The sequence below is a fragment of the Chromobacterium sp. Beijing genome, from assembly GCF_021496765.1.
In the GTDB taxonomy this organism is placed as follows: Bacteria; Pseudomonadota; Gammaproteobacteria; order Burkholderiales; family Chromobacteriaceae; genus Chromobacterium.
This window is the reverse complement of record NZ_CP053750.1, coordinates 5,194,568-5,213,841: the sequence shown is the minus strand read 5'-3', so window position 1 is coordinate 5,213,841 and position 19,274 is coordinate 5,194,568. Positions and strand designations below refer to the sequence as shown.

At 65.9% G+C, this 19,274-nt stretch carries 17 protein-coding genes; 8 read left to right on the top strand and 9 right to left on the bottom strand.

Translation table 11 applies throughout. The features are described 5' to 3' along the window. Nucleotides 1-121 precede the first annotated feature (121 nt). From recG to dusA, 9 genes are all read right to left on the bottom strand, one after another. On the bottom strand, nucleotides 122-2,170 hold the full coding sequence (gene recG / locus HQN78_RS24445) for an ATP-dependent DNA helicase RecG (RefSeq protein ID WP_107800411.1): 2,049 nt from the start codon (nucleotides 2,168-2,170) through the stop codon (nucleotides 122-124). 87 nt (nucleotides 2,171-2,257) lie between these two features. After that, nucleotides 2,258-2,686: a DUF2147 domain-containing protein gene (locus HQN78_RS24440; RefSeq protein ID WP_227104759.1), complete on the bottom strand. Its 429-nt coding sequence runs from the start codon at nucleotides 2,684-2,686 to the stop codon at nucleotides 2,258-2,260. Between the two features lie 187 nt (nucleotides 2,687-2,873). Then, nucleotides 2,874-3,710 (bottom strand): PhzF family phenazine biosynthesis protein, encoded by an 837-nt coding sequence (locus tag HQN78_RS24435; protein ID WP_235086975.1) that lies wholly within the window; start codon nucleotides 3,708-3,710, stop codon nucleotides 2,874-2,876. Next, the gene (locus HQN78_RS24430; protein WP_235086972.1) at nucleotides 3,707-4,165 is read right to left on the bottom strand and encodes a DUF4124 domain-containing protein; all 459 of its coding nucleotides are present in this window, start codon (nucleotides 4,163-4,165) and stop codon (nucleotides 3,707-3,709) included. The genes HQN78_RS24435 and HQN78_RS24430 overlap by 4 nt, the downstream gene beginning before the upstream one ends. Before the next feature lie 238 nt (nucleotides 4,166-4,403). Next, nucleotides 4,404-4,784 (bottom strand): RidA family protein, encoded by a 381-nt coding sequence (locus HQN78_RS24425; protein ID WP_043642167.1) that lies wholly within the window; start codon nucleotides 4,782-4,784, stop codon nucleotides 4,404-4,406. Then, nucleotides 4,784-5,971, bottom strand: a complete 1,188-nt coding sequence (gene hemW, locus HQN78_RS24420; protein WP_256477427.1) for a radical SAM family heme chaperone HemW — start codon at nucleotides 5,969-5,971, stop codon at nucleotides 4,784-4,786. The genes HQN78_RS24425 and hemW overlap by 1 nt, the downstream gene beginning before the upstream one ends. 79 nt (nucleotides 5,972-6,050) lie before the next feature. Beyond that, the gene (gene rdgB / locus HQN78_RS24415; protein WP_107800416.1) at nucleotides 6,051-6,644 is read right to left on the bottom strand and encodes an RdgB/HAM1 family non-canonical purine NTP pyrophosphatase; all 594 of its coding nucleotides are present in this window, start codon (nucleotides 6,642-6,644) and stop codon (nucleotides 6,051-6,053) included. A 346-nt stretch (nucleotides 6,645-6,990) separates the two neighbouring features. After that, entirely contained in the window at nucleotides 6,991-8,061 is a 1,071-nt protein-coding gene (locus tag HQN78_RS24410) for a PotD/PotF family extracellular solute-binding protein (protein WP_107800417.1), read from the bottom strand. 318 nt (nucleotides 8,062-8,379) lie between these two features. Next, nucleotides 8,380-9,402 carry a tRNA dihydrouridine(20/20a) synthase DusA gene (gene dusA, locus HQN78_RS24405; protein ID WP_255701200.1) on the bottom strand — a complete coding sequence of 341 codons (1,023 nt, stop codon included), beginning with the start codon at nucleotides 9,400-9,402 and terminating at the stop codon, nucleotides 8,380-8,382. A gap of 462 nt (nucleotides 9,403-9,864) precedes the next feature. Between dusA and HQN78_RS24400 the strand changes: the two genes are divergently transcribed. The 8 genes from HQN78_RS24400 (at nucleotide 9,865) to HQN78_RS24365 (ending at nucleotide 19,268) form a co-directional block, all read left to right on the top strand. Continuing rightward, complete coding sequence (locus HQN78_RS24400) at nucleotides 9,865-11,892, top strand: glycoside hydrolase family 3 protein (protein WP_235086969.1); 2,028 nt, start codon at nucleotides 9,865-9,867, stop codon at nucleotides 11,890-11,892. 247 nt (nucleotides 11,893-12,139) lie between these two features. Then, nucleotides 12,140-12,901: a helix-turn-helix domain-containing protein gene (locus HQN78_RS24395; RefSeq protein ID WP_199225921.1), complete on the top strand. Its 762-nt coding sequence runs from the start codon at nucleotides 12,140-12,142 to the stop codon at nucleotides 12,899-12,901. Between the two features lie 208 nt (nucleotides 12,902-13,109). After that, nucleotides 13,110-14,039 carry a DMT family transporter gene (locus HQN78_RS24390; RefSeq protein WP_235086967.1) on the top strand — a complete coding sequence of 310 codons (930 nt, stop codon included), beginning with the start codon at nucleotides 13,110-13,112 and terminating at the stop codon, nucleotides 14,037-14,039. Between the two features lie 44 nt (nucleotides 14,040-14,083). Then, on the top strand, nucleotides 14,084-14,920 hold the full coding sequence (locus tag HQN78_RS24385) for a 3-keto-5-aminohexanoate cleavage protein (protein ID WP_235086965.1): 837 nt from the start codon (nucleotides 14,084-14,086) through the stop codon (nucleotides 14,918-14,920). Continuing rightward, complete coding sequence (locus HQN78_RS24380) at nucleotides 14,917-15,585, top strand: alpha/beta hydrolase (protein ID WP_235086962.1); 669 nt, start codon at nucleotides 14,917-14,919, stop codon at nucleotides 15,583-15,585. Before HQN78_RS24385 ends, HQN78_RS24380 begins: the two co-directional genes overlap by 4 nt. Before the next feature lie 12 nt (nucleotides 15,586-15,597). After that, nucleotides 15,598-16,800 (top strand): 3-oxoadipyl-CoA thiolase, encoded by a 1,203-nt coding sequence (pcaF, locus tag HQN78_RS24375; protein ID WP_235086959.1) that lies wholly within the window; start codon nucleotides 15,598-15,600, stop codon nucleotides 16,798-16,800. A 52-nt stretch (nucleotides 16,801-16,852) separates the two neighbouring features. After that, the gene (locus HQN78_RS24370; protein WP_235086956.1) at nucleotides 16,853-18,064 is read left to right on the top strand and encodes an aminotransferase class I/II-fold pyridoxal phosphate-dependent enzyme; all 1,212 of its coding nucleotides are present in this window, start codon (nucleotides 16,853-16,855) and stop codon (nucleotides 18,062-18,064) included. Further along, nucleotides 18,057-19,268, top strand: coding sequence for an MFS transporter (locus tag HQN78_RS24365; protein WP_235086954.1), 1,212 nt, complete (start codon nucleotides 18,057-18,059; stop codon nucleotides 19,266-19,268). The genes HQN78_RS24370 and HQN78_RS24365 overlap by 8 nt, the downstream gene beginning before the upstream one ends. The last annotated feature ends 6 nt before the right edge of the window (nucleotides 19,269-19,274 follow it).

Here is a 19,274-nt window from a genome sequence, read left to right as displayed (position 1 = left end):
ATTTTATAAATTGCTAATATTTGCTCGCTTCATCATGGTTTCTCCTTTGTTGTTTGCAGCAATCCCTTTGCGCCTCAGCCCCCCAGCCGAGGCGCTTTTTTTTACCCGATTCATGGCGCACTCAAGCCTTGAGAAACTGCTCGCGTCCCGCCAGCCAACGGTCCAGATGAGCGTCCACCGCCTGCGGATGGCGCTCCAGCAGCAAGGGCGCCAGCTCGCGCGCCGCTTCCAGCAGTTCCAGGTCTTCTTCCAGGTTGGCGAAACGCAACATGGGCAGGCCGCTCTGACGCGCGCCCAGCAGTTCGCCGGGGCCGCGGATCAGCAAATCCTGGCGCGCGATCTCGAAACCGTCAACATTCTCGTAAATCACTTTCAAGCGCGCCTTGGCCAAGTCCGACAAGGGGTTGTCGAACATCAGCACGCAGACGCTGCGCGCGCTGCCGCGCCCCACCCGGCCGCGCAATTGATGCAACTGGGCCAGGCCCATGCGTTCGGCGTGCTCGATCACCATCAGGCTGGCGTTGGGCACGTCCACGCCCACCTCGATCACCGTGGTGGCCACCAGCACTTGCAGCTCGTTGCGGGCGAAGGCCGCCATCACCGCCGCCTTTTCGTCCGCCTTCATCCGGCCGTGTACCAGGCCCACGCCCAAATGCGGCAGATCGGCGGTCAGTTGCTGGTGGGTGTCCACCGCGGTCTGCAATTGCAGGGTTTCCGATTCTTCGATCAGCGGGCACACCCAATAGGCCTGCTGCCCGTCGGCGCAGGTCTTGGCCACGTGGGCGACGATCTCCTCGCGGCGCGCGCTATTGATCAGCTTGGTGACGATGGGCGTGCGCCCCGGCGGCAATTCGTCTATCACCGACACGTCCAGGTCGGCGTAGAAACTCATCGCCAGCGTGCGCGGAATCGGCGTCGCCGACATCATCAGCTGATGCGGCTCGCCGCCCTTCTCTTTCAGCGCCAGCCGCTGGCCCACGCCGAAGCGATGCTGTTCGTCGACGATGACCAGGCCCAGGCGCTCAAAAGCCACCTCGTCCTGGAACAGCGCGTGAGTGCCCACCGCCAGCCGCGTTTCGCCGCTGGCGATGGCCGCCATCGCCTCCTGTTTCTGCTTCTTGCGCAGGCTGCCGGCCAGCCAGCGCACCGGGACGCCCAGCGGCTCCAGCCAGGCGGACAGCTTGAGGAAATGCTGTTCGGCCAGGATTTCGGTCGGCGCCATCAAGGCCACCTGGTAGCCGGATTCGATCGCGGTCAGCGCCGCCAGGGCCGCGACGATGGTCTTGCCGCTGCCCACGTCGCCCTGCAGCAGCCGGTGCATCGGGTGCGGCTGGGTCAGGTCGGCGCGGACTTCCGCCAGCGCGCGCTGCTGCGCGCCGGTCAGCGTGAACGGCAGGCGCTCGGCCAGCGCCCGGCTCAAGGCGCCGTCGCCGCGCAAGGGCGGCGCGCGGCCCAGCCTGCGCGCGCGATAGGCCAGCCGCATCGACAGCTGCTGCGCCAGCAACTCGTCGAACTTGAGCCGCTGCCAGGCCGGCAGGGCCGGATCGGCCAGCTGGCCGGCGCTGTAGTCCGGCGTCGGCAGGTGCAGCAGGCGGATCGCCTCGGCGAACGGCGTCAGCCGCAGCGGCGCGGCCAGCTCCTCCGGCAGCGTCTCGCCCAGCGGCTGGCTGTCCAGCTCGGCGTGGATCAGCTTGCGCAGCGCCGGCTGGGTCAGGCCGTTGACCGTGGGATAGATGGGCGTCAGGCTGTCCGCCAGCGGCGCGCCGTTGCCCACTTCGCGGATCTTGGGATGCACCATCTCGTCGCCGGCGAAGCCGCGGCGGATCTCGCCCAGCGCGCGCACCCGGTTGCCGGTGGTGAATTGCTTGACCTGATTGGGGTAGAAATGAATGAAGCGCAGCACCAGGCTGCCGCTGGCGTCCTCGATGCGCGCCACCAGTTGGCGGCGCGGTCGGAACTGGATCTCATGGGCGATCACCTCGCCCTCCACCAGCACCGCCTGGCCGTATGGCGCGTCGGCGATGGCGTACAGATGGGTCTCGTCCTCATAGCGCAGCGGCAGATGCAGGACCAGATCGAAACGGCGGCGTATGCCCAGCTTTTCCAGCTTCTTGGCCAGCGCCGGCGCCACGGCCGGCGGCTGATTGGCGGGGTCGATTAGGGAGCTCATCAGCAGCGATTGTACCCAATAAAGAAAAAGGCGGAAGCTGTTCGCGCTTCCGCCTTGCTCACGCGCGCCGCGTCGCGGCCCTTGCGCTTACTGCCGCTCCCACACCTGGGAACGGAAGAAGGGGCCGATGTAGCCGCGCACGCGCAGCTTCTTGCCGTCTTCGATCAGCTTGGCGCCGGAGGTGTAGATCTTGCCGGACTTGGGATCCAGGATTTTGCCGCTGCCCCACTCGGCGCCGTCCTTCTTCAGGCCCCACAGGATTTGCATGCCGTTGACCGGCTTGCCTTTGCGGTCCCCTTCGCACTTGTCGCACACCGCTTCCGGATTGGCGAACAGCTTGATGATCTTGCCGTTCAGCTCGCCGCCGGCGCTTTCGGTGATCTGCACCAGGGCCTTGGCCTGCTTGGTTTCGTCGTCTATCGTCTTCCAGACGCCGGCGGCGCTGTCGGCCAGCGCCATATGGCTGAACAGGCCCAGCGCGGACGCCAGGCAGGCGGCTTTGGCGAATTTGCTCATCTTGATTTCCTCGCGAATCGGACCGCGAGGCCGCGCCGCGAACGGGCGGCCGCAGCGGCCTTTTAATTATCTGAACGCCGCCCCGGAACCGCCGGCACGCCGAAAAGAAACGTTGGTTTGGAGCAGCGGCTCTAGGATGCCAACAGCCAATGCCGACGTCAAGAATGGAAACGAGGGACGATGCAACTCACAGGGAGATCTCGCCGCGGCCTATCCGCAACACCCGCCCGCCCACCAGGATATCGCCCGCGGCGTCCACTTGCAGATGCAGCACATTGGGCCGCGCCAGCGCCGCGCCCTGCTCCACCCGCCACTGCAAGGGCCCCAGACCGTTGAGCGCGCACCAGCCGCCCAGATTGGCGCAGGCCGAACCGGTGCCGGGATCTTCCAGCACCGCGCCCTGCTGTTCGAAAAACAGCCGCACGGTGGCGACGCCGCCGTCCTCATGCCACAGATAGGCGACGCTGCGCCCCGGCCGCAAGGTGGCGTCGCGCAACAGCAAGGCGTGCACCGGCCGGGCGCGCAGCACCGCGCCGGCGCTGGCGGCGCGAATCAGCAATTGTTCGCTGCCGGTGTCCACCCATGTCGGCTCCAGCGCGATGTCCTCCTCGTCCAGCCCCAGCATCGCCGCGGCCTGGCCGCGGCTGAGGCCGGCGTCGCGCGCGCTTGGCGGATTCGCCCGCAAGGTGTAAACGCCGTCGCTGTGGAGGATGGGGATCAGGCCGGCGTTGGTGCGCAACTGAAAGCGGGAATCCAGTTCGCCGCGCCAGTGCAGCACCGCCGCCGCGCCCAGGGTGGGATGGCCGGCGAAGGGCAGCTCCTGGCTGGGCGTGAAGATGCGCAAGCGCGCCGCCGCTTCGCCGTCCGGAAACAGGAATACGGTTTCCGACAGATTCATCTGTCTGGCCAGGAGCTGCATCTCGCGCTCGTCCAGCCCGCTGGCGTCGGTGAACACCGCCAGCGGATTGCCGCCGAAGCGCTCCTCGGCGAACACATTGACCAATTCGAACGAATACCCGCTCATGCCCCCTCCTGGAATCGATGACACGCCGCCGCGGCCAGTTTCTCTTCCACGCCGGCCAAGCGCTCGGCCAGGGATTTCCTGGCCGGCGCCGCCGCCGCGGACTGCCGCAAGCGCCGTTGCTGAAGCTCCAGACCATGACAGCGGCTGCGCACTTTGTCCAGTTCCCGCGCCTGCGCGCGCTCGTCGCGGCGTTGCTGCGCCTGGCGCCGCCTGGCCTCGCGCGCCTCGTCGGCGGCCCAGCGCCGGCCTTGGTCCTGGTACTTGGCCGCCTCGCGGCGCTGGCTCTCGTCTTGCTCCACCACATTGAGCGGCGGCGGCTGGAAGGTTTCCGCCGCGCCGCCGTCGGCGCAAGCCCGATCGCTGTAGGCCAGCCGGCCGTCCGCGCTCCGACATTTGTAAACCTGGGCCCAGGCCAGGCCCGGCAGCAATAGCAATAGCGCGATCCGGACTCTCATGCGACCTCCGCGACGAAGATGGGGGACACGGATAGTTAACATGAAAAAAGGCGGCCTGGGCCGCCTTGTGGTCTGACATTTGGAGCAGTCGGTGCTCCGAGCCTGTTCAAAGTCTCGCGAGCAAGGGCGAGACAAGGCGAAAACGAGCGAAAAAGCGGAATGTACTTGTGGTACATGAGCATTTTGAGCTGGTTTTCAACGCCGTATCGCCGAAGCGCAGCAGACTTTGAACAGGTTCTCAGAGTACCAGAACCGCTTCCGCCTCCACCAACACGCCCTTGGGCAGGCTGGCCACGCCGACGGCGGCGCGCGCCGGGAAGGGCTGGCTGAAGTACTGGCCCATGATTTCGTTGAAGGTGGCGAAATTGGACAGGTCGGTCAGATAGGCGTTGAGCTTGACGATCTGGTCCAGGCTGCCGCCGGCGGCTTCGCACACGGCCTTCATGTTCTTGAACACTTGATGGGTTTCAGCGGCGAAACCGCCTTCCACCACGTTCATGGTGGCCGGGTCCAGCGGGATCTGGCCGGACAGGTAAACGGTGTTGCCGGCTTTCACGGCTTGCGAGTATGCGCCGATGGCGGCCGGAGCCTTGTCGGTGTGGATGATTTCCTTAGCCATTATTCATCTCCTTCTTTCAGGAACAGGGTTAATAAATCATTGAGGAAACGCTGGCCCTTGAGCGTGGGCCGCAACATCACGGCGTCGCGCGCGATCAGGCCTTGCGCCTCGGCTTGCGTCAAGGCGGATTGTATGACGGACAGCGGCAGGCCGGTGCGCTCCTGGAACAGGCGCAATTCGAAGCCTTCGGTCAGCCGCAGCAGATTCATCATGAATTCGAAGGGCAGTTCGCTCCGCCCCACCTTGCGGCTGTTTTGCAAGGGCTTGCCCTCGGCCACCGCCTGCAGGTAGGCGGCCGGCTGCTTGTAGCGCATCTGGCGCACGATGCCGGCATGGCTGCTGATCTTGCCATGGGCGCCGGCGCCGATGCCGATATAGTCGCCGAACTGCCAGTAGTTGAGATTGTGGCGCGCGCGGCGGCCCGGCCGCGCGAAGGCCGAGGTCTCGTAATGTTCGAAGCCGGCGGCGGCGAGCCGGGCTTCGATCGCCTCCTGCATGTCGGCGGAGACTTCGTCGTCCGGCAGATTGCGCGGCGTCTCCACGGCGAACAGGGTGTTGGGTTCTATCGTCAGATGGTAGGCGGACAGATGGGTGATGCCGTAGGACAGCGCGGTGTCCAGATCGGCCAGCGCTTCGTCCAGGGTCTGCCCCGGCAGCGCGTACATCAGGTCCAGATTGACGTTGTCGAAGTGGCTCAGCGCGATGTCGATGGCGCGACGCGCTTCCTCGCCGTCGTGAATGCGGCCCAGCGCCTGCAAATGCGCCGGCTTGAAGCTCTGGATGCCGATGGACAGCCGGTTGATGCCGGCCTCGCGGTAGCCGCGGAAACGCTCGGCCTCGAAGGTGCCGGGATTGGCCTCCATGGTGATTTCCGCGTCCGGCTGCAGCCGCATACGCGCGCGCACGCCGGCCAGCAGCGCGTCCATCGCCTGAGGCGAGAACAGGCTGGGGGTGCCGCCGCCCATGAAGATGCTGCTCAGCGGACGGCCCCAGACCTCGGGCAGGCTGAATTCCAGATCGCGCAGCAAGGCGTCGACATAGGCCATCTCGTCGAAGCCGCTCTTGGGCTCGTGCGAGTTGAAGTCGCAATACGGGCATTTGCGCACGCACCACGGGAAATGGATGTAGAGCGACAGCGGCGGCAGCTCTTTCAAGCCGACTTGACCGCCCAGCCCAAGCGCGGACAGCGAAATCTTGCTCACCTGCACGTCGCGGCTCCTTGCGGCTCCAGCCGCGCCGGCCGGGCGCTGAACGAAGGGACCCGCTTCATGCCAGCGCGCGCAGCTTGGCCAGCAGCGCTTGCAGCGCCTGGCCGCGGTGGCTGACGCGGTTTTTCTCCGCCGCGTCCATCTCCGCCACGCTACAGCCGTGCTGCGGCAGCCAGAAATGCGGGTCGTAGCCGAAGCCGCCGGCGCCGGCCGCCTCGTCGCGCACTTCGCCGAACCACATGCCGTCCGCCACCAGCGGCTGCGGATCGTCGGCGTGGCGCACCAAGACCAGCACGCAGTAATACCAGGCGCGGCGATTGGCCTCGCCCTGCAGCGCCGCCACCAGCTTGGCGTTGTTGGCGGCGTCGGACTTGGGTTCGCCGGCGTAGCGAGCCGAGTACACGCCCGGCGCGCCGGACAGCGCCTCGACGCAGATGCCGGAGTCGTCGGCCAGCGCGGGCAAGCCGCTCACGCGGCTGGCGTGACGCGCTTTTTCCAGCGCGTTTTCCAGGAAGGTGTGGTGCGGTTCCGGGCATTCCGGCACTTGCAGTTCCACCTGCGGAATCACTTGTATGCCCAGCGGCGCCATCAGCGCGGCGAATTCCTTCAACTTGCCGGCGTTGTTGCTGGCCATCACTAATTTGTCGAACATGAGAACTCCATCGAATGCGACGCAGCCCCGACGACGCCGGGGCTGCGGACATAAGTATAAGAACTTATTCAAAGTCTCGCGAGCTAGAGCGAGACAAGGCGAAAACGGCTGAGAAAGCGGAATGTACACGTGGTACATGAGCATTTCGAAGCCGTTTTCAACGCCGTATCGCCGACGCGCAGCAGACTTTGCTCAAATGCTAAGAGCCTGTTCAAAGTCTAGCGAGCTAGAGCGAGACAAGGCGAAAACCACTGAGAAAGCGGAATGTACACGTGGTACATGAGCATTTCGAAGCGGTTTTCAACGCCGTATCGCCGACGCGCAGCAGACTTTGCTCAAAACAAGCTTAACGGCTGACCTTCACTTCCGTCCACATCCGCGCCAGCGAGCGCCGCTCCGCCGGCGTCAGTTCGCGCAACACCGTCCATTTTTTCACGGTGTCCGGCGTCGGATCGATCACCGGATGGCTTTTCAAATCCGCGCGGAAAAAGGGCGCGGCGGTCTTGACCGGATTGGTGGCGCCGTTGAGGTTGGTCAATTGGGCGGCGTTCTTGCCGTCCAGCATGAAGTTGATGAACTGATGCGCCAGGTCCGGGCGTTTGGCGCTGGCCAGCACCGCCATGGTGTCCACGCCCAGCTCATTGCCTTCCTTCTGCGCCACATTGGCGATGCGGAAGCGGCGCTTGGCCTGGCGCGCGTCCTCGGCGGCCTGGAAGAACTCGGTGGAGTAGCCCAGCGACACCCAGATATTGCCCACCGCCAGCTCTTTCAGATAACTGGCGTTGGAGAAGGTGGCCCAGTAGGGCTTGGCCTGCTTGATCACCGCCTGCGCCGCGCGATAATCGGCCTGGCTGGCGGTGTTGGGGTTCTTGCCCAGGTAGAACAGCGCGGCGGCGAACACCTCGCGCGAGCTGTCCAGCACCGTGACCTTGCCCTTGATCTTCTGCAGCACCTTGGGATCGAAGATCACCGACCAGCTGTGCGGGTCGATGCCCAGTTTCTGCAGACGCTCCGCGTTGTAGCCGACCGAAGTCAGCGACAGCACCGTGGGCACGGTGTAGCGGTTGCCCGGATCGTAGCTTTGGGACAAATAGGCCGGGTCGACATTCTTCAGATTCGGCAATTTGGCGTGATCCAGCGGCCGCAGCAGCTTCTGCTTGCTCATCGCCTCGATCACGAAGCTGGACGGAAACACCATATCGTAGCCCTTGGCCCCGGCCGCCAGCTTGGCCAGCATTTCCTCATTGTCGCCGTAGTAATTCTGCACCACGCGGCAATCACAGCTTTTCTCGAACTGGCGGAGGATGGCGTCCGACAAGGAGCCGCTCCAGTTATAGATGTGCAAGACGTCCTTGGGTCCGGCCCAGACGGCGGACGACAGGATGGAGGACAATAGGACAAGCTTCAGCGGTTTCAATTCAGATTCACCTCCAGACGGCCATGACCAGCATGGCGAACAGAAAAGGCGGCAAGCCGCCATGGCGGGCTCCCCCTTGGGAAGTCCCGCGACTTGGAACCTGTTCACGATCCGCAGCGCTTCGCGGGAGCTGACGCGGCGTCGAGACGCTCTTGCGCCACGCGCGGCTTCCGCCTTGTCTCGCGCTTGCTCCTTGGATCGTCAACACGTTCTTAATATGGCGGCGTCGGGCCCTGCCTCAGCAAGAACAGCGCTCTCGCCTTGCTACAGCAGACTCCGGCGCCGCGAATCCGTTCCTGGCCGCGGCGGCCAGGCGGTTTATTCTGTTGATTCCGCGCGGCGGGCGGCGCCCAGCGTCGCTTCCAAGGCCTGTTGCAGCAGACGCTCGTCGGCGCCGTCCAGCAGTTTGGCGTCGGACAGCATGCGCCGCCAGTTTCTCGCGCCGGGAATGCCCTGGAACAGGCCCAGGATGTGGCGGGCGATATTGCGCGTCTTGTGGCCCTCGGCCAGGCGCGCCGCCACATAGGGCATCATCGCGGCCACTACCTGTTCGCGCTCCGGCGCGGCGCCGGCGCCGTAGTAGCGCTGGTCCCAATCGGCCATTAGCCAGGGATTGTGGTAGGCCTCGCGCCCCACCATCACGCCGTCCACATGGCGCAGATGCTCGTCGATCTCGGCCGGATTCTTGACGCCGCCGTTGATCAGGATTTCCAGATCCGGGCGTTCCCGCTTCAGCCGGTAGACGTAATCGTACTTCAGGGGCGGGATTTCGCGGTTTTCCTTGGGGCTCAGGCCCTTGAGGATGGCGTTGCGCGCATGGACGATGAAGGTGCGGCAGCCGGCGTCCGCCACTTGCTCGACGAAGTCGCGCAGGTAATCGTAATGCTCGATGCGATCGATGCCGATGCGGTGCTTGACCGTCACGTCGATGGACACCGCGTCGCGCATCGCCTTGACGCAGTCGGCCACCAATTGCGGCTCGGCCATCAGACAGGCGCCGAAAGCGCCCTTCTGCACGCGTTCCGACGGGCAGCCCACGTTCAGATTGACCTCGTCGTAGCCCCATTCCGCCGCCAGCCTGGCGCAACGCGCCAGCTCCGCCGGCTCGCTGCCGCCCAGTTGCAGCGCCAGCGGGTGCTCCGCCTCGTCAAAACGCAGATGGCGTTCGACGTCGCCGTGCAGCAGCGCGCCGGTGGTGACCATCTCGGTGTAGAGCCAGGTATGCCGGGTGATCTGACGCGCGAAATAGCGGTAGTGACGGTCGGTCCAATCCAGCATCGGCGCCACCGACAGCCGGCGCGGCGGCAGGCCGCCGCTTTCCTGAACCCTAGAATGCTTCACTCCGCTGTCCTGCATCGTATCCCTATCCACCCGAAAGCCAATCGCCGCTCAGCGTCGGCGGCCAGCCGGCCCGCCATCGCGCTAAGCGTTTGAAAAAAGGCATGAATTATCCTCCCGTAGCCGATCCAGGGTCAAGCATTGAGACAAAAACGCCGAGCAATCAAGTAGATGCGTCGCACAGCCCCAGGCAATTCCTCGCCGCAGGCAACTTTTTCAAAAATTGAATTTCATAAGCTTTAGTCTTGGCGAGCGCTTCTTCGCGCCGAGCACGCCCTGGCAGGGGCGTCCGACGCGCAATTCATTACTAACAAAAACCATTCACAAATGAATATGTTCACAAAAAGAGAACCCAGCCTCCACGGCTGTCCGCAGGTCCGGCCTCGCCGCCGGACCTGCGTCGCCAGCGGCAAGACGGGCCTGCCCGTCATTCCGGATGCCTCCACTTCAGCACAAGGTTGAACCATGTCCAAACCACTTTCCCTGCGCCTGCCGGCGCTGATGCTGTTGCCAGCGCTGCTGAGCGGCTGCCTTGAGCAGCCCAGCGTCGAGCAGCAAGCCGCGCGCATCGTCGAACAGATGAGCGTCCGCGAGAAGATCGGCCAGAAAATCATGATGGCCTTCCGTTACTGGTGCCCGGACGATCAGCCCGCCTGCACCGCCGGCATGACCGAACTGCCGGACGCCGCCAGCCGCGCGCTGCGCGACAACGCCATCGGCGGCGTGATTCTGTTCGCCAACAATCTGAGCGATTTGCAGCAAACCCGCCGTCTGTCCGAGCAGATCCGCCGGGCGCGGCCGCAGAACAGCCCGATCGGACTGTTGATCGGTTCTGACCAGGAGGGCGGTAATGTCTTCCGCTTGCCGCGCCCGCTGGCCACCAGCTTCCCCGGCAATATGGCGCTGGGCGCCGCCTATGAAGCGACGCGGGACAGCGGCCTCGCCCGCGACTCCGGCCGGGTGCTGGCCGCCGAGATCCGCGCCGTCGGCTTCAACGTCAACTTCGCGCCGGACGTGGACGTCAACAGCAATCCGCTCAATCCGGTCATCAATGTCCGCGCCTACGGCGACGATCCGGCCACCATCAGCCTGCTGGGGCAGGCCACGACGCAGGGCATGCGCGAGCAAGGCGTGATTGGCTCCTTCAAGCACTTCCCCGGCCACGGCGACACCGCCACCGACTCCCATTACGGCCTGCCGGTGGTGAACAAGTCGCGCGCCGACGCCTACGCCATCGACCTGGCGCCCTACCGCCAGGCCATCGCCTCCGGTCAGCCGCCGGAGATGATCATGACCGCCCACATCCAGTACCCGGCGCTGGACAGCAGCCAAATCACCGCCCGCAACGGCGAACGCATGATCGCGCCGGCGACGATGTCGCGCAAAATCCAGCACGATCTGCTGCGCGGCGAGATGCGCTACCAGGGCGTCACCGTCACCGACGCGCTGGACATGAAGGGCATCAGCGATTTCTTCGAGCAGGCCGACGCGGTGATCAAGGTGTTCCAGGCCGATGTGGACATCGCGCTGATGCCCACGGAGTTCCGCACCGCCGCGCAAGCCGGCCGGCTGCGCCAATTGATAGACCAGGTGGCCGCCGCGGTGGCGGACGGTCGGATAGACCGCGCCGAACTGGACCGCTCGGCGCGGCGCATCGTGGCGATGAAGCTGCGCAACGAGGTCACCCCGGCCGGCGAAGCCAAGCCGCTGCCGGCGCTGAGCACCATAGGCGGCGCGGAACACCGCGCGGTGGAAGCTAAAATCACCCGGCAATCCATCACCCTGCTGCGCAATCAGGGCGCGGCGCTGCCGCTGCGCTCGCCCAGCCAGCGCATCTTCATCCTGACGCCCTGGGGCGAACAGGCCGAGGCGATGCGCCGTCGCTTCGATGAAAAAGGCTATCGCCAGGTCAGCGGCGCCAAATTGAGCGCCACGCCGTGGGAAGCGCAGAAACAGGCGATCGATCAGGCCGACGTGGTCGTCATCGGCACCTTGGCCACCGGCGTCAGCCCGGTGGAACGCAACGGCGACCCCAACGCGCCGGCCATCGCGCCGCGGATGAAGCGCAGCCTGCAGGCCGAGCCGGCGCCGGCCGCCGGCAACGGTTCCCTGGTCTTCAATGTGGCGGAAGACCTGCCCGCGCTCCGGACCCGCTTCGCCCGCAGCCTGTCCGCGCCGCCGCTCAGCGAGGCGCAGCAAATGCGCAATGCGATGGAATACGCCAAGCGGCAAGGCAAGAAGCTGATCCACGTGACCCTGCGCGCGCCTTACGACGTGATCAATTACGACGATCTGGCCGACGCCACGCTGGCCACCTACGCCTACTACGGCTATGAGAACGGCCTGCGCGGGCCCTCCATGCCGGCGCTGGTGGACGTGATGCTGGGCGCGAACCCGCCCGGCGGCAAGCTGCCGGTGGCCATCCACGCGCTGGACGAAAACGGCCAGCCGGGCGCGCTGCGCTACGCGCGCGGTTTTGGGCTGAGCTTCTGACGAAGCATCGCTCTTCTTAACCCTCCTCCTGCGCACCGCGGCCCTCCGGCCGCGGTGTTTTCTTTTGTCCCTGCGGCGGGCGGCTCCGCCGCTCCAAGGCATTCGCATTGAAATAGACACAATTTATACTGTATGAATATTTTGTGCGCTGCAGTATCATGAGCCTGAACCGACGGCTGAAGACGCCCGCACAACAGGGCCGCAAGCCGCGCGGAACCGGGCTACCCTCAAATAAGAAAGCAAGCGCATGGCCATAGAATCCAACGCCGTCCTACCGGACTTCGCCGCGTGGAGCATGTCCAAGGACTTTCCCAGCGGTCATCAAGTCGGCCGCCACCAACACCGCGAAGGCCAGCTGATTTTCGCCGTTTCCGGCGTGATGGAACTGTCCACCGCCGACGGTCTGTGGCTGGTGCCGCCGCAGCGCGGCGTCTGGATGCCGCCCGCGGTGGAGCACAGCATGCGCGCCCGCGGCACGGTGTCGCTGCGCACCCTGTACATCCAGTCCCCGCACTATCTGGCGCAATTGCCGCGCCACTCCAAAGCCATCGCCATTTCGCCGCTGATGCGGGAACTCATCATCCGCCTGATGCGCACGCGCGGCATTCCCCACGCCGATCAAAAAGAAGGCCGCTTGCTGGACGTGCTGATCGACGAAATCGAATGGTCGGGGGAAACGGCCTTGCCGCTGCCGCCGCTGAGCGATCAGCGTTTGCAGCGGGTGTGCTCGGCGATTCTGGCCAATCCCGGCGACCGGCGCGGGCTTAACGAATGGGCGGAACTGGTGGGCGCGTCCAGCCGCACGCTGGCGCGGCTGTTCCAGCAGGAGCTGGGCGTGTCTTATCTGTACTGGCGTCAGCAAGTGTGCGCGATCTCGGCCCTGCCGCGGCTGGGCGCCGGCGAGCCGGTGACCCTGATCGCCTCCGATCTGGGTTATGAAACGCCCGGCGCGTTTTCCTCAATGTTCCGCCGCATCATGAACGCGGCCCCCAGCCAGTACTTCTCCTGATCCCATCCGCGGTTCAAAGCCCCGCCGACAAGAGCGAGGCTTTGAACCGCCTCTTTTCCGCCCCGCGGACCCGCGCGCCGACACGGCTTTGCCGCAGCGCAGCATGATTGTCCGTTTTGAAGCAGCAATTGTCCGCTTGCAAGAAGCCTGAACCAAACCGTTTCAATATGATAAATGGCTATTGAAACCGCCGTCTGGCCAGGTGACCATGTCCCATCCCAACTACGACGCCAAACGCTATTGGCTGCTGATTCTGGCCGCCACCTTTCTGTTCGGCTCCACCTTTCCCACCTCCAAGATCGTGTTGTCGGAAATGCCGCCCTTGTGGGCCGCGGTGGCGCGTTTCACCGCCGCCGCCGCCGGCATCGTGCCCATTCTGCTGTGGCAGCGCTTCCGCTATCCGCGCGCCTTCGTCCGCCCTCGCCCCTGGGGCGTGCTGGCCTTGATCGGCCTGTTGCAGACCGCCGGATCGATGGGCTTTCTCAATATCGGGCTGCGCAGCACCACCCCGGCCAAGGCCGCCATTCTGATGGCCTGCACCCCCCTGATCGTGGCCTTGATGTCGCGGCTGGCGCTGAAGGAAAAAATCCACTCTCTGGCCGCCGTCGGCCTGGTCCTGGCCTTCTTCGGCGTCGCCGTCTGCATCGGCCTGAACAAGCTGGACGGCTTCGGCGCCGGCGACGCGCTGGTGCTGTGCGGCGCGGCCTGCTGGGCGGCGTCCACGCTGGTGATCAAGGGCAGCCGCATCGTGATCAACGTCTGGGCGCTGACCTTCTGGCAGATGCTGGTGGGTTCGGCCTGCCTGGCGCTGCTGGCCTGGGCCGGCGGCGAAGTCCCGACGCTGCCTCACAGCGAGCGGGTGCTGGCCGCCTTCCTGTGGCTGGCGCTGCCGGCCACCACCGGCGCGATGGCGCTGTGGTTCATGGCGCTGGACCTGGGCGGCGCGGTGCGCACCAGCGGTTTCCTGTTTCTGTCCCCGCTGTTCGCCACCCTGATTTCCTTCGCCGCCTTCGGCTATTCGCTGTCGCTGCATGAGCTGATCGGCGGCGTGCTGATCGGCGTCGGCATTTATCTGGTGTCCAAGCGCCCGGACGCCGCCGCGCAGCCGCAAACCGCGCCCGTCGGCGACAAGATCTGAACACCGCAGCTTTTTCCTCTTTCATTCACATGAGCGTTCCCACCATGCAAAAACTCATCATCACCGCCGCCGTCAACGGCGGCATCACCAGCCGGCAGAAACATCCCGGCGTGCCGTTTTCGCCGGAAGAAATCGCCCAGGCCGCCTATGAATGCTGGAACGCCGGCGCTTCGGTGGTCCACATCCACGCCCGCAACCCGGACGGCACGCCCAGCTACGACGCGGACATCTACGGCGATATCGTCCGCCGCATCCGCGAGCGCTGCGACATCCTGATCAATCTGAGCACCTCCGGCCTCAATCTGCCGCCGCAGCTGGAGAAGAAGGAAGCCTGGAACCATCTGTCCTTCCGTCCGGACATCGCCTCCTTCAACTGCGGCTCGGTCAACCACGGCAGCAAGCCCTTCATCAATCCGCCTGAACTGGCCCGCGCGCTGGCGCTGGACATCCGCGAATACCGCGCCAAGCCGGAGATCGAGGTCTATCACCAGGGCATCATCGGCGAGGCGCTGAAACTGCAGGAAGACGGCTATCTGAGCGGCCCGCTGTGCTTCAGCTTCGCCATGGGCATACAGGGCGGCGCGGCCGCCACCTGCAAAAACCTGCTGCATTTCGTCGAAAGCATTCCGCAGGACAGCGTGTGGTCGGCGCTGGGCATAGGCAAACACCAGCTGGCGATCAATCTGCACACCCTGCTGCTGGGCGGCCATGTGCGCACCGGCCTGGAAGACAACGTCTATTACCGCTACGGCGAACTGGCCCGAGACAACGCCCAATTGGTGGAGCGCCTGGCGCGCCTGGCCGGCGAAGTCGGCCGCGAGGTCGCCTCCCCTCCGAAGCCAAGCAAATTCTGGGCATCCACTAAAGGACACACTACATGAGCACGATCGATCCCAATCCGCATAAAGAACACGGCCTGGAAATCTACGGCGCGCCGCTGAACCAGGCCAAGCTCGCCGTGGTGCTGCTGCACGGCCGCCGCCAGAGCGCCCAGGACGCCTACAAGAACGGCGAGGCCATCGGCCTGGCCGACGTCGCCTACATTCTGCCCATCGCCAAGGACCGCACCTGGTATCCGCACAGCTTCATGGCGCCGCTGGACAGCAATCAGCCCTCGCTGGACCAGGCGCTGGACTGCGTCGAGGCCACCATCGAGGAACTGCGCGGCTACGGCTTCGCCGACAGCCGGATCGTGCTGATGGGCTTCTCCCAGGGCGCTTGCCTGGCCGCCGAGTTCATCTATCGCCGCCCACGCCCGATAGGCGGGCTGATCGCCTTCTCCGGCGGCCTGTTCGGCCCCGACGAGGCGGTCTGGGGCGCGCCGTCCGCCGCGCTGGACTTCCCGGCCTTCTTCGGCACCAGCGACAGCGACAGCTGGATGCCGCTGGAGCGCATCGAACGCAGCGCCGAGGCCTTCCGCCGCGCCGGCGCCGAGGTGGATTTCCGCGTTTATCCGGACATGCCCCACCACGTTTGCGCCGACGAGATCGACGCCGCACGCGATTTGCTGTCCGCGCTGTTGCAACCGCAAACCAGCTTGAGCTGAGAGGAGACCGCGATGACCGACGCTTTCATCTGCGACGCCGTGCGCACCCCCATCGGCCGCTTCGGCGGCGCCTTGTCCGGCGTGCGCGCCGACGATCTGGCCGCGACGCCGCTGCGCGCGTTGCTGGAGCGCAATCCGGGCCTGGACCCGGCGGCGATAGACGAAGTGATCCTGGGCTGCGCCAACCAGGCCGGCGAGGACAACCGCAACGTGGCCCGCATGAGCCTGCTGCTGGCCGGCTATCCGGAGAGCGTCCCGGGCCTGACCGTGAACCGCCTGTGCGCGTCCGGCCTGGACGCGGTGGCGCTGGCGGCGCGCGCCGTCAAGTCCGGCGAGGCCGAGCTGCTGATCGCCGGCGGCGTAGAGTCCATGTCGCGCGCGCCCTTCGTGATGCCGAAATCGGACAAAGCCTTCGGCCGCGACATGCAGATCTACGACACCACCATAGGCTGGCGCTTCGTCAATCCGGCGATGGAGAAACAATACGGCGTGGACACCATGCCGGCCACGGCGGAGAACGTGGCGCGCGAATTCGGCGTCAGCCGCCAGGATCAGGACGCCTTCGCGCTGCGCAGCCAGCAGCGTTACTTCGCCGCGCTGGAAACCGGCTTCTTCGCCGAGGAGATCATCCCGGTGACGATCCCGCGCCGCAAGCAGGACCCGCTGATCGTCAGCCGCGACGAGCATCCGCGCCAGACCTCTCTGGAGGAGCTGGCCAAGCTCAAGGCGCTGTTCGGCCCGGAATCCAGCATCACCGCCGGCAACGCCTCCGGCGTCAACGACGGCGCGGCGGCGATGATCATCGCCTCGGCCGCGGCGGCGCAACGCCACGGCCTGCGTCCGCGCGCGCGGGTGCTGGCCTCGGCCAGCTCCGGCATCGCGCCGCGCATCATGGGCGCGGGCCCGATCGAGGCCAGCCGCAAGGCGCTGCGCCAGGCCGGCCTCGGCATCGAGGACATCGACGTCATCGAACTGAACGAAGCCTTCGCCGCCCAGGCGCTGGCGGTCACCCGCGCGCTGGGCCTGCCCGACGATTGCGAACGGGTGAACCCCAAGGGCGGCGCCATCGCGCTGGGCCACCCGCTGGGCATGAGCGGCAGCCGGCTGGCGCTGACCGCCGCCGCGCAGCTGCAGGCCGGCGGCAAGCGCTACGCGCTGTGCACCATGTGCGTGGGCGTGGGACAGGGCCTGGCGCTGATTCTGGAACGGGTATAGGCCGGACGAGGCGGCCTTGACGGCCGCCGTCAAACCATACGAGGGGGGAAACATGCATCAACACGCCAATATCAAAAAAGCCATCCAGTTGAGCAACAGCTTCTGGGACATCACCACCCAGGCCGGCCTGGCCAATATCGTCACCCGCAACCTGGGCGACGGCCGCCATGAGGCGGTGGCCAACGGCAAGCGCTTCGTCAATATGTCGTCCTATTCCTATCTGGGCCTGGACTCGCACCCGGACATCCTGCAGGCGGCGGCGGACGCGGTCTTGAACACCGGCTCGTTGAACACCTCGATTTCGCGCATCCGGGTGCAGTTCGACATCCTGCAACAGGCGGAGGACGCGCTGGCGGAGCTGCTGGACGCGGAAACGCTGACCGTGCCGTCCTGCGCCGCCGCCGCCGCGGCCGCCCTGCCCCTGCTGGCCTCCGGCGCGCTGACCGAAGACGTGCCGCCCTTGATGGTGTTCGACAAGAACGCCCACTTCTGCCTGAACATGATGAAGCCGATCTGCGCCGACGAGGCCGAGATCCAGACCATACGCCACAACGATCTGAACGCGCTGGAAGACCTGTGCAAGACCCATGCGCGCGTGGCCTATGTCGCCGACGGGGTCTACAGCACCGGCGGCATGGCCCCGGTGCCGGAGCTGCTGGCGTTGCAGGACAAATACGGTTTGTTCCTGTTCTTCGACGAAGCCCACGGCCTGTCCACGCTGGGCCGCCACGGCCGCGGCCTGGTGCTGGAAACCATGGGCGGCATCAATGAGCGCACCTTGATCGTCACCTCGCTGAACAAGGGCTTCGGCGCGTCCGGCGGCGCCATCTTCCTGGGCCCGCGCCACGACGCCCAGCGCCGCAAGCTGGCCACCCGCTTCGGCGGGCCGGTGACCTGGTCGCAACGCATCAACACCGCCGGCCTGGGCGCCATCATCCAGTCGGCGGCCATTCACCGCTCCGAGGAGCTGCCGCGTCTGCAACAACGGCTGCAGGACAATATCCGCCTGTTCGACCAGCACGTGGCCTCGGACAATAGCGGCGAACCGCTGCCCATCCGCTTCGTCTCCATCGGCTCGGAAGAAAACACCATCTTCTACGCCAAGAGCTTGCTGGAAGACGGTTTCTACACCTCGCCCATCTTCTTCCCGGTGATCGCCAAGGGCCGCGCCGGCCTGCGCATCATGATCCGCGCCAATATGACGACGCAGGAGATCGAACGCTTCGCCGCCTGCCTCAATCAGTTGCGAGCCGCCCATGAATGAGAAAACCCTGACCGCGCCGCCCGCGGCGCTGGCGCAGCCGGCCGGCCGGCTGATGGCGCTGGCCTGCCTGATCGTGTTCATGGCGCAGATGGCCACCACCGTGTATCTGCCCTCGCTGCCGGCGGTGATGCGGGAGCTGGCGATGAGCCAAAGCCTGGTGGAGATGTCGATTTCCGGCTATGTGGTGGGCGCGGCCTTGCCGGTGCTGTTCTGGGGCTCGGCGGCCGACCGCTGGGGCCGGCGTGGGCCGCTGCTGATTTCGCTGGCGCTGTTCGTGGTCTGCAGCCTGCTGCTCGCCTTCGTGTCCAACGCCGCGGAGCTGCTGACGCTACGGGTGGCGCAGGGCATCGCCGGCGGCGGCGCGGCCATCATCGCCCGCATCATCGTGCGCGATCACTGGCGCGGCGACGATCTGGCGCGCAAATTGTCCGTGCTCTCCATCGCCTTCATCACCGCGCTGGGCGGCGGCCAGTTCATCGGCGGCCTGATCGGCAAATACAGTCATTGGGAAGCCGGCTTCGCCTTGATGGCGGTCACCGGCGCCGTAGCGGCGCTGCTGACCATGGGCCTGCCGCTGCAAGCCGGTCGCCCGGCCGCCGCGGCCTCCGGCCCCAGCCCGTACTGGAGCATTCTGCGCCGGCCCGGCTTTCTGTGGCCGGCCTGCGCCGGCGGCCTGGGCTTCGCCACCACGGTGACCTTGCAAGAGGTCAGCCCCTTCGTGTTTCAGGAGCACTTCGGCCTGGCGGTGGCCGGCTTCGGCAACGTCGGACTGTTGATCGGCCTGTCCTATTTCAGCGGCGCCATGGTGGTGAACCGCCTGGTGGCCCGCGTGGGCGGGCTGCGCCTGATGCGCGCCGGCGCGGCGCTGCTGGCCGCGGCCACGCTGGCCATGCTGCTGGGCTGGCACTTGGGCCTGCTGGAGCGTCTGCCCGGCCTGTGGCTGTTCATCGGCCTCTACTGCCTGACCATTTTCGGCCAGGCGGTGCTGTTCCCCAACAGCATGGCCACCGCCGTCAGCGACGCCAAGGAGCACGGCGCGCACGCAATGGCGCTGTGCGGCTTTCTGCAGCAGGGGCTGGCCGGCATCGCCGCCACCGTCTCGGTGCTGCTGCATCACGACGGCACCTGGACGCTGGCGGTGGCCGCCCTGGGCCTGTTGACCCTGTCGCAAGTGCTGTTCAAGGTGCGCGCGCGCGCCGCCTGAATCGAG

Excerpts from the sequence above, each read along its gene's own strand:
- HQN78_RS24370 (WP_235086956.1), top strand. The coding sequence starts at position 16,853 with ATGCATCAACACGCCAATATCAAAAAAGCCATCCAGTTGAGCAACAGC.
- HQN78_RS24430 (WP_235086972.1), bottom strand. The coding sequence starts at position 4,165 with ATGAGAGTCCGGATCGCGCTATTGCTATTGCTGCCGGGCCTGGCCTGG.
- pcaF (WP_235086959.1), top strand. The coding sequence starts at position 15,598 with ATGACCGACGCTTTCATCTGCGACGCCGTGCGCACCCCCATCGGCCGC.
- HQN78_RS24385 (WP_235086965.1), top strand. The coding sequence starts at position 14,084 with ATGCAAAAACTCATCATCACCGCCGCCGTCAACGGCGGCATCACCAGC.
- rdgB (WP_107800416.1), bottom strand. The coding sequence starts at position 6,644 with ATGTTCGACAAATTAGTGATGGCCAGCAACAACGCCGGCAAGTTGAAG.
- HQN78_RS24395 (WP_199225921.1), top strand. The coding sequence starts at position 12,140 with ATGGCCATAGAATCCAACGCCGTCCTACCGGACTTCGCCGCGTGGAGC.
- HQN78_RS24400 (WP_235086969.1), top strand. The coding sequence starts at position 9,865 with ATGTCCAAACCACTTTCCCTGCGCCTGCCGGCGCTGATGCTGTTGCCA.
- HQN78_RS24435 (WP_235086975.1), bottom strand. The coding sequence starts at position 3,710 with ATGAGCGGGTATTCGTTCGAATTGGTCAATGTGTTCGCCGAGGAGCGC.
- HQN78_RS24390 (WP_235086967.1), top strand. The coding sequence starts at position 13,110 with ATGTCCCATCCCAACTACGACGCCAAACGCTATTGGCTGCTGATTCTG.
- HQN78_RS24380 (WP_235086962.1), top strand. The coding sequence starts at position 14,917 with ATGAGCACGATCGATCCCAATCCGCATAAAGAACACGGCCTGGAAATC.
- recG (WP_107800411.1), bottom strand. The coding sequence starts at position 2,170 with ATGAGCTCCCTAATCGACCCCGCCAATCAGCCGCCGGCCGTGGCGCCG.
- HQN78_RS24425 (WP_043642167.1), bottom strand. The coding sequence starts at position 4,784 with ATGGCTAAGGAAATCATCCACACCGACAAGGCTCCGGCCGCCATCGGC.
- HQN78_RS24440 (WP_227104759.1), bottom strand. The coding sequence starts at position 2,686 with ATGAGCAAATTCGCCAAAGCCGCCTGCCTGGCGTCCGCGCTGGGCCTG.
- HQN78_RS24365 (WP_235086954.1), top strand. The coding sequence starts at position 18,057 with ATGAATGAGAAAACCCTGACCGCGCCGCCCGCGGCGCTGGCGCAGCCG.